General features: G+C 41.2%; 14 protein-coding genes and 1 pseudogene. 1 reads left to right on the top strand and 14 read right to left on the bottom strand.

Going from position 1 to position 15,253, the window contains the following annotated elements; genetic code table 11:
* Positions 1-20 precede the first annotated feature (20 nt).
* From NST45_RS00315 to NST45_RS00270, 10 genes and pseudogenes are all read right to left on the bottom strand, one after another.
* Positions 21-1,982: an ABC transporter ATP-binding protein/permease gene (locus tag NST45_RS00315; RefSeq protein ID WP_036680322.1), complete on the bottom strand. Its 1,962-nt coding sequence runs from the start codon at positions 1,980-1,982 to the stop codon at positions 21-23.
* 367 nt (positions 1,983-2,349) lie between these two features.
* Positions 2,350-2,868: a DinB family protein gene (locus NST45_RS00310; RefSeq protein WP_036680360.1), complete on the bottom strand. Its 519-nt coding sequence runs from the start codon at positions 2,866-2,868 to the stop codon at positions 2,350-2,352.
* A 167-nt stretch (positions 2,869-3,035) separates the two neighbouring features.
* Positions 3,036-3,692, bottom strand: coding sequence for a response regulator transcription factor (locus tag NST45_RS00305; RefSeq protein ID WP_036680324.1), 657 nt, complete (start codon positions 3,690-3,692; stop codon positions 3,036-3,038).
* On the bottom strand, positions 3,670-6,051 hold the full coding sequence (locus tag NST45_RS00300; protein WP_076142219.1) for an ATP-binding protein: 2,382 nt from the start codon (positions 6,049-6,051) through the stop codon (positions 3,670-3,672). The genes NST45_RS00305 and NST45_RS00300 overlap by 23 nt, the downstream gene beginning before the upstream one ends.
* 137 nt (positions 6,052-6,188) lie before the next feature.
* Positions 6,189-6,989: a CPBP family intramembrane glutamic endopeptidase gene (locus NST45_RS00295; protein ID WP_076142220.1), complete on the bottom strand. Its 801-nt coding sequence runs from the start codon at positions 6,987-6,989 to the stop codon at positions 6,189-6,191.
* Between the two features lie 912 nt (positions 6,990-7,901).
* Positions 7,902-8,569: pseudogene (locus NST45_RS00290) on the bottom strand (transposase); the annotation flags it as partial.
* A 5-nt stretch (positions 8,570-8,574) separates the two neighbouring features.
* Complete coding sequence (locus NST45_RS00285; protein ID WP_339824506.1) at positions 8,575-8,793, bottom strand: hypothetical protein; 219 nt, start codon at positions 8,791-8,793, stop codon at positions 8,575-8,577.
* A gap of 481 nt (positions 8,794-9,274) precedes the next feature.
* A complete protein-coding gene (locus NST45_RS00280) occupies positions 9,275-10,507 on the bottom strand; it encodes a glycosyl hydrolase family 8 (protein ID WP_256721480.1) in 1,233 nt (410 codons plus the stop codon).
* A gap of 237 nt (positions 10,508-10,744) precedes the next feature.
* Positions 10,745-11,281 (bottom strand): DUF2812 domain-containing protein, encoded by a 537-nt coding sequence (locus tag NST45_RS00275; protein WP_036681393.1) that lies wholly within the window; start codon positions 11,279-11,281, stop codon positions 10,745-10,747.
* 16 nt (positions 11,282-11,297) lie between these two features.
* A complete protein-coding gene (locus NST45_RS00270) occupies positions 11,298-11,621 on the bottom strand; it encodes a PadR family transcriptional regulator (protein WP_036681391.1) in 324 nt (107 codons plus the stop codon).
* Between the two features lie 137 nt (positions 11,622-11,758).
* Here NST45_RS00270 and NST45_RS00265 point away from each other — a divergent pair, with 137 nt between their 5' ends.
* Entirely contained in the window at positions 11,759-11,929 is a 171-nt protein-coding gene (locus tag NST45_RS00265; RefSeq protein ID WP_162636851.1) for a hypothetical protein, read from the top strand.
* 84 nt (positions 11,930-12,013) lie between these two features.
* Here NST45_RS00265 and NST45_RS00260 read toward each other — a convergent pair whose 3' ends face one another.
* The 4 genes from NST45_RS00260 to NST45_RS00245 all read right to left on the bottom strand — a co-directional run bounded on the left by NST45_RS00260 (position 12,014) and on the right by NST45_RS00245 (position 15,091).
* Positions 12,014-13,012: a globin-coupled sensor protein gene (locus tag NST45_RS00260; protein WP_038574887.1), complete on the bottom strand. Its 999-nt coding sequence runs from the start codon at positions 13,010-13,012 to the stop codon at positions 12,014-12,016.
* Positions 13,013-13,228: 216 nt separating this feature from the next.
* Positions 13,229-13,558 (bottom strand): four-helix bundle copper-binding protein, encoded by a 330-nt coding sequence (locus NST45_RS00255; protein WP_076142221.1) that lies wholly within the window; start codon positions 13,556-13,558, stop codon positions 13,229-13,231.
* 106 nt (positions 13,559-13,664) lie between these two features.
* Entirely contained in the window at positions 13,665-13,985 is a 321-nt protein-coding gene (locus tag NST45_RS00250; RefSeq protein ID WP_036681383.1) for a metal-sensitive transcriptional regulator, read from the bottom strand.
* Between the two features lie 74 nt (positions 13,986-14,059).
* Positions 14,060-15,091, bottom strand: coding sequence for a cation diffusion facilitator family transporter (locus tag NST45_RS00245; protein WP_256721479.1), 1,032 nt, complete (start codon positions 15,089-15,091; stop codon positions 14,060-14,062).
* Positions 15,092-15,253 lie beyond the last annotated feature (162 nt).

Below are 15,253 nucleotides of genomic sequence, written 5' to 3'. Positions count from 1 at the left end.
TATCCTCTCCGCTAACCTATTTATTCATATCGTAGAGATTCCATTGGATCCAGTTTGGCAGCCTTAGAGGATGGCATCAAACCGGCGATAATACTAATCAGGGTACTCACAACGATCCCAAATAACACATAATAACCGGATAGATTAATAAGTTTCACTCCAAAAGCATTGTCCAAGAAAATATTTAACACATAACTAATGACAATAGCAAAGAGTACCGCAAAGATACCGCTGAATACACCTAATAAAGCTGATTCAGAAAAGAATATACGCTTAATATCTTTTTTCCTTGCGCCAATTGCCCGAAGAATCCCGATTTCCTTAGTCCGTTCCACTACACTGATATATAGCACAACCAATATCATGATCCCTGATACGAGAAGTGAAATCCCGGCAATACCAGAGAGAACTATAGTAGCCATATTCACATAAGTTGTGATTCGCTCCATGATTTTTGCCGATTGAGAACCTGAGAACCCAGCATCAACAGCGGCTGCATTAATATCATTCACATATTTCATATCGGTTGCAAAAGCATTAACTTGAATTGGACCTATTGTAATCCCCTTGTCAGCATACATTTGCTCCAAAGTCTGCGCTGGAAGATAACCCGTGGGTTGCATTTGCGCTCTTGGATCAGTGCTTTCATAAATACCAGAGATAGTGACTTCTTGTTCCAATGTGACCGGTTTATGCTTAGCATCCATTTCATTAATATATAGATGAATCGACTTCCCTACCAAAGACTCTGGACTGTCGTTTCCGCTTAATTTACTTGCCGTTTTCACGGGTAATAATATCTCTTTGTCCTCTGGAAAAGCCCCTGCGGTAATCGTCTCTTTAGCAAAAGCATCCGTTAAGGTAGTTAATTGTGTAAGACTAACCGTCTGATCTGCATAAACCATAGTAGATTTGCCCGAAATGGAAGTGATGGTTTCTACATAATCAACATTTGGAATATTTCGAATGGTTTCAATATCGGCAGCCGTAAACGTTTCGCCCGGCAACATCATTGCCTCTGGACCTTGCATGCCTTTAGCTTCTTCACTGGGTTTAGTTATATCCACGAGTAAAGGATCCATACTTGAATTAATTTCGTCATTCATATAGTTCGTAATTCCATTCCCTAAGGAAAGCATCAACAGTACGCTTAAAATACCAATAGACCCACCCAAAGCTACCAATACATTACGTTTGGCGTTGAGCTTCATATTCTGCAGAGCCATTTTAAAAGATGCAAATAAACTGAGATTCCGGGATGACCCCTCTCCTCCATCGTAACTAATCAAGGAGCGGTCCTTTAACTGAATATCATCTTTAATCCGTCCTTCTTCCACCTTTACGATACGGGTACCAGAGTCGGCTACTTTCTGTGAGTGGGTCACGGTAATGACCAATATCCCTCTTTTGGCTATGCTGTCCAATAAGGCTAAAATTTGATCGCCGGTATCCTTGTCCAAGGCCCCTGTAGGTTCATCTGCCAAAATAATATCAGGATTATTCGCTAGCGCGCGGGCAATGGACACTCTTTGCTTCTGTCCACCGGACAGCTGATTGGGACGTTTTTTCAGGTGCTCTTTCAAGCCTACCTCAGTCAAAATATCTATAGCACGTTTATTGCGGTCCTTCTCACTGGTATCCGTCATCTGCATCGCCACTGTAACATTCTCCAAAACTGACAGATGCGGGATCAGATTGAAATTTTGAAAAACGAAGCCAATATTGTTCTTGCGATAATCATCCATTTCCTTTTCGGTCATCGTGCTTAAATTCTTTCCGCGGACAAGGACCTCGCCCTCATAATCGGAGTCCATTCCCCCAATGATGTTCATCAGTGTGGACTTTCCGCAGCCAGACTCACCTAGAATAGAGACGAATTCACCTGTCTCAAAGCTTAGATTCACATCATGGAGTACTGGCACCTTTTCTTTACCGTACAAAGTATATGATTTCTTTACATGTTTAACTTCTAATATTTTCATTTGTTTCTCTTCCTCTCCTGGTCATGCTCTATATCTCTTTTGATGTTTCATATCCTAACAAATTTGTGTGAACTGATAATGAACTGGATAGCCACATGGAAGAGTCAGAGCTACAGCAGATATTTAGGTTAAGCAATATAAAAAGGCGAATTCACACTCAAAATGAGTGGAACTCGCCTTTTCTATTCGGCTTATTTTCAAAAGAAATTAGTGCATGAGGTAATAAGCTAATCCTCCAACTTGTTTGCCGGCGTAATAAACGATGTCTATAATCACCACTGTTAATACAAATTTCGAGAGCAGCGGATATTTCTTAAATAAAGGCTTTATATTTTTCTCTATGTACTCCATTCGCGCGCTTCCTTTCTTAAGCTAGTGCTCTTTTTCGGATCAGCCTAATCTGGCCTCTATGATTGATTTCATCCTCAAAAACGTGAAACCACATAAAATAGTAGTTCGCAGGTTTGTTATGCCAGAATTCCTCTTCAGTATATAACCAATTATCATCGACGGTTGCGAATAATTCATAAGTCTTTTGTCTAACTTCATTTAGGCGATCTAAATAATAGCTTAGGTCATTCCCCTTAATATTCGCTCGTCCTTCGTCGCCTAAATTTAATGCTGGTCCCCATCTCGTTAGCTCTTCTTCAGACAAATCTCTTTGCTCAAACGTTGCCACTTGATATGCAAATTCTACAGCAGCGTAGTGCAATAATAACGCTCCAATAGAGTTACTCTGAGCATCCAATAAATAATCCAGTTGTTCCGCAGTTAGACCCTTAACGGCTTCTAATGTTGTATATCTTGCATAGTTCATCATGGATAAAAGTCGGCTGATTTGCGGGGAGTAACCTGGGATATCTGTAATCAAAAATATTTGGTTCATGTCAATCATATGGATGTTCCTCCTTGATTTCTTCAGAATAATACTCTAAATACCTGAATGGTTCAGAATTATGAATTACAGGTAATGACGATCAAGATGCAAAAGTGAGGTGCTTAACACATGAATAAAACTAACAAAACTATGTATTGGGTTGTATGGGCTTCAACTTAGAAAGTCTCCATCCTAACAAGACCTAGTCGCTTCCCTTCCACTATAGCTTCGGATCTGGAATGTACACTAAGCTTCTCAAAGATTCTCGTCAGGTTATACTCTACAGTCCTTTGTGACATTAAAAGCTTGCTGGCTATGTCTTTATTGCTTTTTCCACTAGCTACTTCTTGGAGTATTTCCTGTTCTCTTTGATTAATGGACACTTCTTCAAGCAGCCGATTATCCCGGTGATTAGAAATCTTGATATCATTTCTTCGTAGCTGTTTAAGTAAAGACACCGGAATGACCGCCTCATTCCTTAGTGCACAACGAATGGTATTTAACAACTGTTCTCGGGAAGCTGTTTTAGAGATAAATCCTGTGACCCCTGACTCCATCAAAAGATTATAATGAGCACTGATCTCATATCCGGTATAAATCACCACTTTAGATTCAGGATCACGTTGAACGGCTCTTTTGGCGAATTCAAGTCCGCTGATCGTAGGCATGTTGAGGTCGCATAAGATCACATCAAATTCTTGTTGCTCAAGCCTATCCAAAGCTTCCAACGCTGACAAAACAAAAGTAACCTCCATATCCGCGTCCTGCTCAATCATAGTTTTGGTTCCTTCTCCGACTGAAGGATGATCATCAACCAACAAGATACGTATCATCGTCATCGCCTCCTCTGTGCTTTTCTTCTACAAAAGCCATTGTCGGTAAATAAATAATAACCTCCAGTCCCTTCCCTTTCTCCGAGGTAAAAGTGCACTCCCCCTCTAAGCTAGCAACACGTTCTTTGATTCCAGACAGGCCCATATGCTGAAAAGATTCCCTGATATCAACTATATTCATGCCAATCCCATCATCCTTATATCGAAAATAGAGGTGCTCTTGCTGGTCCAACTCAATTTCAATCTGATTCGCCTTGGCATGTTTCCCGGCATTCCGCAGGAGCTCCTGTACTATTCGATACAACGCAATCACCAGGTCTTCACTTAGCTCACCAATCGGACTGGATGTAAAGGTGATAATGTAGTTGGACTGCAGCTGGGCATACTCAAACAATAGTTCCAGTGCCTTCACAATTCCGGTCTCTCTTAGCAGCGGTGGACGTAGTTCATTGCAGGTCTCCCTAATCTGATATATCACATCCAGAAGTCCCTCTTTAATCTGAAGCAGCTCTGGCAAAATATCCGCCTCAATATCATGATCGGAGATCAGTGTTTCCAGCCTGCGAAGCCAAATGAGCTGATCCTGAAGAGCAGAATCATGTAAATCCGCCGCCAGCTTTCTGCGTTCTTTCTCTGATAAGTTAAAGATCAGGCGTAGAACCCATGGTGCTGCATGTAGCTCTTTTTTCATCTCTGCTTCAAGGTCTTCAATCAAGCCTTCAATAAGATATAAATTCTCATAGACAATACTCGCATAATTTGCGAGGGTATTTAACCAGTTAAGCTCATCCGAATTAAGCTTTGTATGGTTCTTCTTATGATCAATCCAGAGGAGATGAAATTTTTTTTGGTGACGTCCGATTACGAGTAAGATCCCCTGTTTGAGTTGAACTACTTCTCCTACCTTAAAAACTGGAGATTTCGATACAAATTCTATGTTGATCTCTTGGCCCGAATTGTCGACTATTTGTTCGAGGTTACTCATATCCTCATCTCTCTCAAAAAAAGCAGACCGACTAACCGGTAAAATCTCATTGATTTCCTTGTAAATTGCAGCCTCCAAATCAGACCGCATCATAACCTTGGAGATTTGCTTCGAGAATCGCTCCAGACTACCTTGATAATGATAAAGCTCACGGAACAGTTTAGGCCGGAAATAATAATCTATTTTCTCCTTAAAGAATAAAAAGATTGTAATAGATAAATATACAACCAAAAACATCTGAATCCATTTGATCCAATCATACTCTTGCCTGCTCTGAATGATCGCAAGTACGGCTACAATCATTAGCGCCGGAAAAAAAGCAATTAATAAATAATATTTAAACCGATTAAAAGCGAAATCAATATCAAATAGTTGCCTAGCTGTCAGCAGATAAAAATAAGTAACTGGCATCAAAAACAAAAAGATCGTAGTAATTTCGTAAGGAATCAGGTTGACCCCAACAGCAATGGGTGCAGCTGAGACGAGAACAAACGGTGTAAACGCAAGGATTTGTCCGGTAAGCATAATTTTAAACATCGATTTAAGCGCTGTGCTTCGATAAGCAAGGTATAAATATAGCAGCTTAAATATGCTGTAAAAAATCCCAAAAACAAAGAACCCAATAATAATTAACCTTACAAAGGAATACAAAGATCTATCCCAGGAGTAAACCATTAGACTGGAGGTGGAAAATAGGCTTAGTAAAATGACCAGGCCATAGTATATTTTGATTACAGTAGTAGATAGAACTAATACATCAAATCGTTTCAGATATACTTGGAGAAAGTGAATAAAAACCAGTGGAATTAAAGGCAACACGCAACCCATCGCGATTCTACCAATAAGATCAGATCTACTTGAGGCATATCCCGCAAAGTAAGTTATTCCGACTAATAAAAAGAATAAAATCAGCAGCTCTACTGAGCGATCCCCACTTCTCCTGCGGTATAATAGAAGGCTTAACACTGCCAGAAAAACAAATGTCGCTCCAGGGACTACAAGCTGGGTAAACGTATGATAGATGGAGGATTTATTCTCAATATCATAATGCAAAGCAAGTGAAGTCCCCCCTTTGGAGTTACGAAGAAGGTCAACGGATTGAACCTGAGTTAAGCTTCCATATCTCACAGCTTCATCCACTTTATCAATCGGTTTCCCATTAACCCGTAATAAGATATCCCCTTCCCTTAGATTCTGTTTATACCCTTCGCTTGAAACGTCTGCCTCAGCAATATAATATCGCCCTTCTTCATTCTGCTCCAGACCAACGCCAAGCAAGATGTTAGAGTGAATGACCCACACAAAATGAATAATAAGAAAAACAAAAATGCAAAGTAACCCTGATATGAATAACTGGCGGAGTTTTACTGTCATTTCAAATCCCCCGAACGAACAAAATTATACATATCTCTATTCTTAGTTGGTATTCCCCTACCATTTTATATGAATCACACAGGAAATTATATACTTTTATGCATGATATTCCTTCTCCTCTAAATATCCGCATTGAATTATAGCTCTATCCTGGCTTTTTGCTGGTTCACTCTGTGGTTTCGATTCAGAATCCATATCGCTGCGCAGCCATATAAAATCACTGGAACCCAACCACTCTCCCCGGCCACATACTCCAACATAGGTGAAGAACTGACAGTAATATTGTGCAAAACACTATCTACAGCATTATTAGTTCCGTGTAAAAGCACTGCCGGCCAAATACTACCGGAGGTCAGACGCAGTTCATTTATAATGATGCCCGCAAACATAACAGATAAGGTAAAGAGCACCACCACGAGCCAGCGGCTTCCAGAGGAATGATAAGCACGCGGCCCAAGAATCGCCGGATAATGCCATATAGCCCAGATTAAGCCCATTGTCACACTAGAACTTACTCTTCCCATCCATTGAAAACGCGGGAGCAGCCAACCCCTCCAACCGATCTCTTCCCCCAAAGCAGATAATGAACCAAGAACAATGTAAACGAGCAAATATATAGCAGACTTGATCCATGAATCTGGAGAAATTAAGCTTGAGTTCCATCCCATCCAATAGACAGCATATCCCGCTCCCAGTGAACCTAAGGGAATAACTAAAGCCAATATGTATTCTTTGCCTCCCCTAAATTTGAAGCCCAACCTTCTCCATCCCTCAGCACTGTATCCATCTCTCACAATCAGAAACATCATGATACATACTGCGAAAAAAGGAGTAAAACCATACAGACCCTGTGCCGATTCCGGAAGCAGCAACATCCCTAACGCCATTGCCCATACGATAATAATAAATAGTAGAGATTGTTTCTTGTCTGAGAGCAATATTATCACCTGCCTTTTTTAGATATAAGGAACTACATTTTCCTATTTAATCCAATTGTATATAAACTGGCAGGACGTTTCACCGAAAACAACGTTCGCTAAAACCACAATTCTTTTGCGGTACTGCTTATCTGTATGCCGCAAAGTCTTCAGAAAGGTTGTCCCAAAAATAGGGAAATGGTGTGCGATGTGCGATGTGCAGCGTAAGTGTAAACTGATTAGGGAAATACTCCCTGAAAATAGCCGATATTCGCTCTAAAAGGACAAAATCAGGGAATTCCTCCCTAATAATCAGGGAGATTTCTTTATTAGTTACTGAATCGGCCAAAATTTAGGGAAGTTTTCCCTAATTATATGTCTGATGAACAGAAATCTCTGAATTTCAGGGAGAAATTCCCTGCTATGAACGAATTAGTCAATTCCCCTGTTTTCCCCTTTAAACTAGAGGGTTTTCAATCCCTTGGGCACAGAGACAAAATGCGAGTCGTCGGCTGGCAATCTGCTATCCGTGGGTTGGTTACCACATATTATGCCTACGTCGAAGGAGCTTCCGTAAACTAATTTCGCACGTTAGATCAGGGATCCTGTGCACAGGGAATTCACGGATTCTCCTCGAACCTTTCTCTTTGTCTCCATGCCCCAAGGATTCAAATCTTTTGGGTATGTTTTTATTTTTTTTCGTTTCACCTACGCCATTTTTCGTTCTGCCTCTACCGCAATCGACCAGATAAATCCAATTAACTCACGACCCACTGCTGCCATGGTTAAATTTCGGTGTTTCCCGCGTCTGACTAATTTTAAATACTTGCTGTGTAACCGTTCTTGGGCTTTCCACGACGTTTCATGGACATGAATACTCTACCCCTCAAGACGCACTGCTAAATCTCCCTTGACGGCAGGGCGGTGACGGTAACTCCATGCGGACTCCACCAGTGCGCGCCGCACTCCGGAATTTCCGACTTTTGTAAGACTCCCTCTTTTGGTACTTGCTCCCGAGGAATATTCCCGTGGCACGAGCCCAGGTAACTCATGAGCTGAGCCGGTGAACGAAAACGTTCGAAATTTCCAATCTCGACAACTAAAGTCATAGCTGTCAGCAGGGCGATTCCCCTCGGTGCGCCTTGCAACGCTTGAATGACAGGTGCGTAAGGGCAGATCTGTGCTTCTTCTCGCATTGCGGCTTCAAGTCGCTTGATTCGCTCCTCCACTTCCCGGAGCTGTTGCAGGGATTCGGTAAATACCCGTTCTTGAGCTACATTATTAAACTTCAGCATAGAGAGCCATTCCCGGTACCTTTTGGTCCAGCGTTTTTTCATACCCTCTGGCTTGTGAATTTGGTGGCGCAATAGAAAATGAATGAGCCGTTGCCGAGCCCGATGTAGGTCTTGCCTAGCATCTTCTCGTGCACGAATGAGATCTCGTAAAGCTTCGAGTTCTGGCGTTGGCACATAGATCGCAGTCAATTCTCCAGCCCGGTGTAACTGAGCCAGTTTTTCTGCATCCCGTCGGTCGGTTTTTATGGCATCTCCGGGACGCTGTGGCATACGCGAAGGTGCAATTACCACACAGGAAATTCCCATCTTCGTCAACCAGCGGTATAAGTCGTACCCCGTAGCCCGGCTTCATAGCAGACCTCCAGTGTAATCCCTGAACCTTTGAGTTTCCGAATCATTCGAGCCACTGCATCTGGGGTATGGGGGATGGCTCCATAATATCGTGCGGGTTCCCGACCCTCATCTGCAATCGCCACCGCAATTTTTTCTTTAGACACATCCAAACCGACGTATTTTATGGTATTCTTCATAGTAACAGCTCCTTTCGCATGTAGCTCTGTAATGGTTGTCCTTTTAACTTCCATTTTAACCTACGGTGTGCGAAACAGGGGCTGCCTTTCGTTCATCATAACTAATTGCTGTATAAGTGCTTCACTTATTGCATCATTTGGAGCATCATTAGGTACGCCCCATGATTCAATTGGTTATCAAATAAAGGATGCTCCGCCGTACGCCGAATGATGAAACCGCAAAGTGTATTTGGATAACCGAAGAACAAACGAAGATTGCGGGGATCTCGGGGATTCCAGTGATTTCTGCTTTGCGGCACAAAAAAGTGACGTTAGAGATCGGGTGGCTTTCACTTGCCCATAATCTACTGAAGCAAGCTGCAGTTGACCAAAAATGCAGAACAGCGATTCTCCAATATTAGGAGAATCGCTGTTCTGTTTGGCTTTTATGGTTTTGGGCATGAACGTTTTGGGGGCAGCCTTTTTCTACCTAAATATTCTCTTAATAGGTCCACCAGTTGCCAGACATAACGATCATCGAAAACAGCCTGATGCTGTCTTCATAGTAATCTTCTGCAGCACTGCTTGCTGTGTGGCTCCAGAGAGAATTCAACCAGCTTTGGTAAGTTGATGAGGTCATCGCACTGACCCCAAATGGAGCATAGAAGGCACCGCTGTTGTAACTTCCAAATACGGTTCCGTTTAGCTTGTACCCATCTTTTATACTACCAGGTGTACTGCTTACTTTAGTCTTAATCCAGCTATTCATCTTATTAAGCTGCGTAAGCGCCCTGCTGTCTCCAGTAATCAAATAATCTGTTGCGATCCGCCATGGGGTACGACAAGAATTGTAATTGTAATTCCCGTCATTGGCATCTTCAAGGAAATTCGCCGCAGCAGGTTTATACACACCCCCAGAGTAAACTACGAAATCAGGCAAGAGTCCAGTGCTAGAGCTATAACCCGTATAAAGGCTATTTATAATCGTGTACGTTTTATCGATAACATTCGTCCAGCGGGTATCTCCTGTAGCCTGTTGGAATGCTTTTAAATGATTTAGCATGAAATCCGAAGGTCTAGTTGCTGTATTATACGAGCCACTATTCGCCCAGTCACCTAGACGGATCGTCCACTGTGTCTGGTTAATCTCATTGTCCATAATCGCATTGATGATATCTTTTGCAGCTTGTAAATAATTGATCGTACCACTACTTCCCCACTGCTTGTCCGCAAGCAGCAATGAGAAAGCTATATCCATATCTCCATCTGTAGCCGAATCCTCGCCTTCAATGTTTTGAAAGCTGCTATTTTGCTTCCAGGACATCAAATAAGGGTTAATTGTACTTGGATGAGCCTTGTAATAATTATATAAGCCGTCAAAATATGTCTGAGCATTACTGTCATAACCAGCCATCAAAACTGTGAACAACATCCCGTAACCATGTGCTTCAGATACCGTTTCTCCATCTGAATTATACTTAACGTAATATTTGCCAGTGCCAGCTGGTTTGAGATAGGCCGTTTTCCACGCATCCCATTTGGTCTTCACTGAATTATCCATACTGGTCTGGGTTACATTGTTCGGCTTGATAGATCCACTCGTATAGGTGGTGTGTTGCGGAAAAGGTTTGTTCACTGCTGCAAACGCGGAACCGGCAGGAAGAATACTAATTATCAAACATACGACAATAAGGCTTCTCCAACTCAACCTAAGCTTTGCATTCTTCTTCATCATTCATTGCCTCCTCTTCAATTGTGGTAATAAATTTGAAAGAAAACAGCAAGCTAATTCGTATTCGTCATCATTGTAATACAGAATATGGAATTAATATATAATAAATCCCATTAATAGATCATTAGTACTATATATCTGAGACTTAGATTTGTTCTCACTCCTCAACTAAAAAAGGATGATCCCACAACCAACTTCATTCATGGCTGTGCAAACATCCTTTAGATAAAAATTCATTTGCTATTCTCGTAATTTATTTAATTTAAGTCGATACGCAATGTATGGAAGACCCGGAAAGACCAACATACAAAGTGTGACCACTACTAACACTAGGCTGATATTCCTCACCATCTCAGGTAACCATCCATTAACGCCCAAGATCGCTAGGAAGATAAAAACAATCAAAGCTATAAGCAATGGCAAGGCTGCTTTGCTCATCGTTTTCTTTTCACGTTCATATTTGTCAATGAGGGTCCCAGTGTCTGAGTAGATAGGCGCCGTACCTGCAGCTGCCCGAAAGATATGAAACCCATTTCCGGCAGAACAGACATAGGTCCATCCGGCATCTTCAAAAATCAAATAATACTCCTCATCCACATTCGTGTGATAATCTACACTGTACTCAAAAGTCTGGGGATCTCCCTTTCTTAACTTATAACCAAATGGTGCAAAGCTTTCCAGGAGCCAGCCCCTTTTGGCATACTTACTCAATTTCTGCATATCACCTTTTTCAGTAAAAGCTAAGCCCCCGCTGGTCACATATTTTGTATTCTTCATGCCTATTCCCCACCTTTTATTTGAGAATTTGTTCTGCATGTCTAATCATTTCTTTTCGGCGCTCTACTTCTTTTCTTAGCAATCCAATCCCTTTTTCTGTTGCAATATACGTTTTTCGTTTGTCATCCTCTTCTTCTTTATACAGCTCAATAAATTCAGCCGCTAACAGCTTCTTAATAGTTGTATACATGGAAGCAGGCCCAATTGAAAATTGATTGTTCGTCATCGTTTCGATCGATTTCATAATTAGATATCCGTGTTTGGCTTCGACTAAAGATAAGAGAATATAAAATGCAGTGTCTGTGAGCTCTCCCATTTCCAATGAGTCCGTTCTTGACACTTAATCACCTCCTCATATGTATCATTAAAAGATATATCATTAAATGAACTATATCTTTTAATGATACATTTGTCAACTGCTGGCATAAAATTCAAACTACCTTCTCATACTAGGTGAAGAATATGGAGGTGACTGTCATGCCCAAAAATAACGCCAATCCCAAAGAAGCTCCAGGAAAACATCAACCGAGCAAGAAAAACAATGCGGAGAATAACAACAATTTCAATGAAGCCGCTCAGATGGTGAACATCGATAAGGCTGCTGATTATGTGCCCAGCTTAAACGGTGTCTCCAAAACTGATGTCTAAGCTAGACCGCTAATAACTTCTTATATTTCAAACAAAAAACACTCCTCAGAATTTTCTGAAGGAGTGTTTCAATCCGTGGCAGCTTCATTTCAAGCTCTCTAACTCAGCAGTCACTTTTTCAATTAAGTTCACGAAGGAAGCCAGCTCTTGAGAGCTTTTGACTTGATCCTTGGAATACATTGAGTTATGTTCCGATTCTTTTTTCACCTTGGAAAGGGTGGCATTGATATTGTCTAGTTTCTGGTCAATGGTTACCAATGAATCCTTTGAGCGGCGGGCTAGCTTACGAACTTCATTAGCCACAACTTCAAACCCTCTTCCAAACTCCCCAGCTCTGGCCGCTTCGATAGCCGCATTTAAGCCTAAAAGATGCGTATGATCAGCCACTTCTCTAATCATCGTACCCACTTGATGAATAGACTCCACCTCTTTGTCTAAATATAATACCGTTTGATGCGTTTTCTCTTGATAATCAGCATTTTTACTAGCTAAACTTTCTATCGATTCACTGCTATCCTTTAATTGAACCATCAAAGATACCAGCTCCTGAACGGCTGAACTCACTCCTGTAAGCAGGTGATTTTGCTTCTCCAGCAAGTTTTCAATTTTTGCTTTTTCATCCACTTCATAGGCTTCAAGAACGAGCTGTGAATCGAGATTAAACATCTTGGTTAAGGCATGAATAACAGGCTTCCACTCGTTTGGTAATATCCGTTCAAAATAAGCAGTAGCCAGATCCAGATATAATATGTACGTCCCCAAATACCAATTCGTTGTTAATCCAATACGAGAATGGATTTTCCCGATAAGCAAACGTCTTTCAATAAATGCTTCATCGATCACACCAGAGGCCATGGATAAAAAATACCACTGCTGTGTTTCTTTTAATCGATCCAGTGTACTGTGCTGCTCAATGATGTGGAGCAATTCTGGCTCCATCGTCATCTGTTTATACAGTTCCTCAACCAATGAGCTAACGATTAATTTGAATTCTTTCTCCTTGCTTTTTAATAATTCTAAATCAGCTTCAGTAATCCCTATGTAGCTAACTTGCTGGAGTCGTTCTGGACTAAGATTGATCATAACGTTGTTAACATCCCCTCATTCTGTTTTTTCTCAGCCATCCCCTATGGCATCTATATCTCTTGATTATAAAGGTATTATTTCAATAAATTTTAACACTATATTTACCTATATTGCTTAATAATTTTACAAAACCTCACTAGTTGTCCTTAGATTTGGCTTCCTATTCACGAATAAAGGACTGCCGCGGCAGCCCTTTCAGTTTCAAGCTTTAATTTATGCCGCCATTTCACGGCAAACTTTTGCACAAGCAAAACAAGCTTCTGCACATTGCTGGCAATGTTCATGATCATGCTTTTGGCATTCGTTGCCGCAGGCTTCACAAGCTTCTGCACAAGCCAGACAAATTTCTTTTGCATATTTACTGTTCATCGACATCGCATGAGCTGCGAACTCGCATATATCTGCACATTCACGATCCAGGCGAATGCACTCCTTCATCATCCCCACATGATCCTCATCCAAACAAGCTGAGTAACAGTGATTACAAGCTACCATACATTTCAAACACTCTTCAATACACACTTTGTAGTTTTGATGTGCCATAACACATACTCCTCTCGAAATCATAAATTAGGATAGTCCCCTACTCTATATATACCCAATTTGAGCAAATAAAAAAGGATTCCAAGGAATCCTTCCGATTGATCAATTATCTAATTAATTTATTGATGGTAACTAATAGCTCATCCAGTACCTCGTTCTCACCATCCTGGATACGTTCCACTACACAACTTTTCATATGATGCTCCAGCAAAAGCTTGCCCACGCCGTTCAATGCAGATTGGACCGAGGAGATTTGATGCAGCACATCATCACAATAGGTGTCTTTTTCAATTAACCCTTTTAGCCCTCTAACTTGACCTTCAATTCTATTGAGCCGGCTAATCAAATTCTTTTTAGTTTTATCTGAGTGATGACTTTTCCGCTCATCCGTACTGCATGATTCATGCTCGTGAGTCAGATTATCCATGCACCGATCACCCCTTACCTCGTATTTTTATTATACTATAGCCCCCCTATTCTATTCAAAAAATAAATCATTGATTAGATTTTCAATTCTTCATGAACTATAGCGGAATTTTCAACCTGAATGGTTGTATGTTGAATTTTGAAATGATCGGCAATTAACCGAATCGCTTGCTGCAAAATGCGTTGGTCATCTGCTTCCTCTTCAATTAAGATATGACAGCTGAGTGAATCTAAGCCCGAAGTTATGGTCCAGATATGCAGGTCATGAACATTTCTAACCCCCTCAATGCTTTCGAGGATTTCCTTTACTTCAGCTGGATTAATTGTAATCGGTGTGCCTTCCATAAGGACATGAACGGTATGTTTGATAATTCCCCATGCCCCTCTAAGAATCAATAGAGCAACCAGAACGCTTATGATAGGATCTGCAACATACCAGCCAAAAATCATCATAATTAAACCGGCAATAATCGCCCCTACCGAACCTAAAGCATCACCAAGCACATGGAGATAAGCACTACGGAGATTAATATTATTTTTCACATCCCCTTTTCTCATAAGCGACCATGCACTAGCCACATTGGCTAAAAGACCAATACTTGCGATCAGCATCATAGATCCGCTGGCAACCGTTGGCGGATCAAAAAATCGCCCATAAGCTTCTACAATGATAAATCCAGCAACTACAAATAAAGTAACTCCGTTTAAAAGTGCCGCCAAAATTTCAAATCGATGAAATCCGTACGTTTTGTTCGGAGAAGCAGGTTTGGTTGCGAACCAGACCGCTACTAGGCTTAATGCTAGAGAGCTTGCATCGTTTAGCATATGCCCACTGTCCGATAACAGGGCTAAGCTGTTGGTAATTAACCCTCCAAAAAACTCCAAAAACATAATTCCAACCGTAATGATCAACGCAATCATAAGCCCTTTTTTATTTCCACTTGGATCAAAATGATGATGCCCGTGAGCGCCATGCGAGTGATTGTGTCCTTCATGAGAGTGACTGTGTCCTTCATGAGAGTGGTCGTGGTTACTGTGATCGTGATTGGCCTGTTGCCTGTGTGCATTCTCGACCTGATGATTGTGTCTTTTCTTCTTGTTCATCATGCTTAACCTCCTATTACCTTCAGCTAGATAGTATTCGTAGCCCTGCGCAGTTACATTCAAAAGCTCCAGTTAATAATAACATATGAGCATGTGTTCATATGTTATTATTAACTGGATTTTTCTTCTTGTCAATAAAAAAGCAACAAATGATTGTCTCTGACC

It is taken from the genome of Paenibacillus sp. FSL R7-0163 (assembly GCF_037969975.1).
Lineage (GTDB): Bacteria > Bacillota > Bacilli > Paenibacillales > Paenibacillaceae > Paenibacillus_AQ > Paenibacillus_AQ odorifer.
This window is presented reverse-complemented; position numbering and strand designations above follow the sequence as displayed.

What these genes read in the sequence shown, in the direction of transcription:
- NST45_RS00315 (WP_036680322.1), bottom strand. Translation starts at nt 1,982, where the DNA reads ATGAAAATATTAGAAGTTAAACATGTAAAGAAATCATATACTTTGTAC.
- NST45_RS00310 (WP_036680360.1), bottom strand. Translation starts at nt 2,868, where the DNA reads ATGAACCAAATATTTTTGATTACAGATATCCCAGGTTACTCCCCGCAA.
- NST45_RS00305 (WP_036680324.1), bottom strand. Translation starts at nt 3,692, where the DNA reads ATGATACGTATCTTGTTGGTTGATGATCATCCTTCAGTCGGAGAAGGA.
- NST45_RS00300 (WP_076142219.1), bottom strand. Translation starts at nt 6,051, where the DNA reads ATGACAGTAAAACTCCGCCAGTTATTCATATCAGGGTTACTTTGCATT.
- NST45_RS00285 (WP_339824506.1), bottom strand. Translation starts at nt 8,793, where the DNA reads ATGAAGAATACCATAAAATACGTCGGTTTGGATGTGTCTAAAGAAAAA.
- NST45_RS00280 (WP_256721480.1), bottom strand. Translation starts at nt 10,507, where the DNA reads ATGATGAAGAAGAATGCAAAGCTTAGGTTGAGTTGGAGAAGCCTTATT.
- NST45_RS00275 (WP_036681393.1), bottom strand. Translation starts at nt 11,281, where the DNA reads ATGAAGAATACAAAATATGTGACCAGCGGGGGCTTAGCTTTTACTGAA.
- NST45_RS00265 (WP_162636851.1), top strand. Translation starts at nt 11,759, where the DNA reads ATGCCCAAAAATAACGCCAATCCCAAAGAAGCTCCAGGAAAACATCAA.
- NST45_RS00260 (WP_038574887.1), bottom strand. Translation starts at nt 13,012, where the DNA reads ATGATCAATCTTAGTCCAGAACGACTCCAGCAAGTTAGCTACATAGGG.
- NST45_RS00255 (WP_076142221.1), bottom strand. Translation starts at nt 13,558, where the DNA reads ATGGCACATCAAAACTACAAAGTGTGTATTGAAGAGTGTTTGAAATGT.
- NST45_RS00250 (WP_036681383.1), bottom strand. Translation starts at nt 13,985, where the DNA reads ATGGATAATCTGACTCACGAGCATGAATCATGCAGTACGGATGAGCGG.
- NST45_RS00245 (WP_256721479.1), bottom strand. Translation starts at nt 15,091, where the DNA reads ATGATGAACAAGAAGAAAAGACACAATCATCAGGTCGAGAATGCACAC.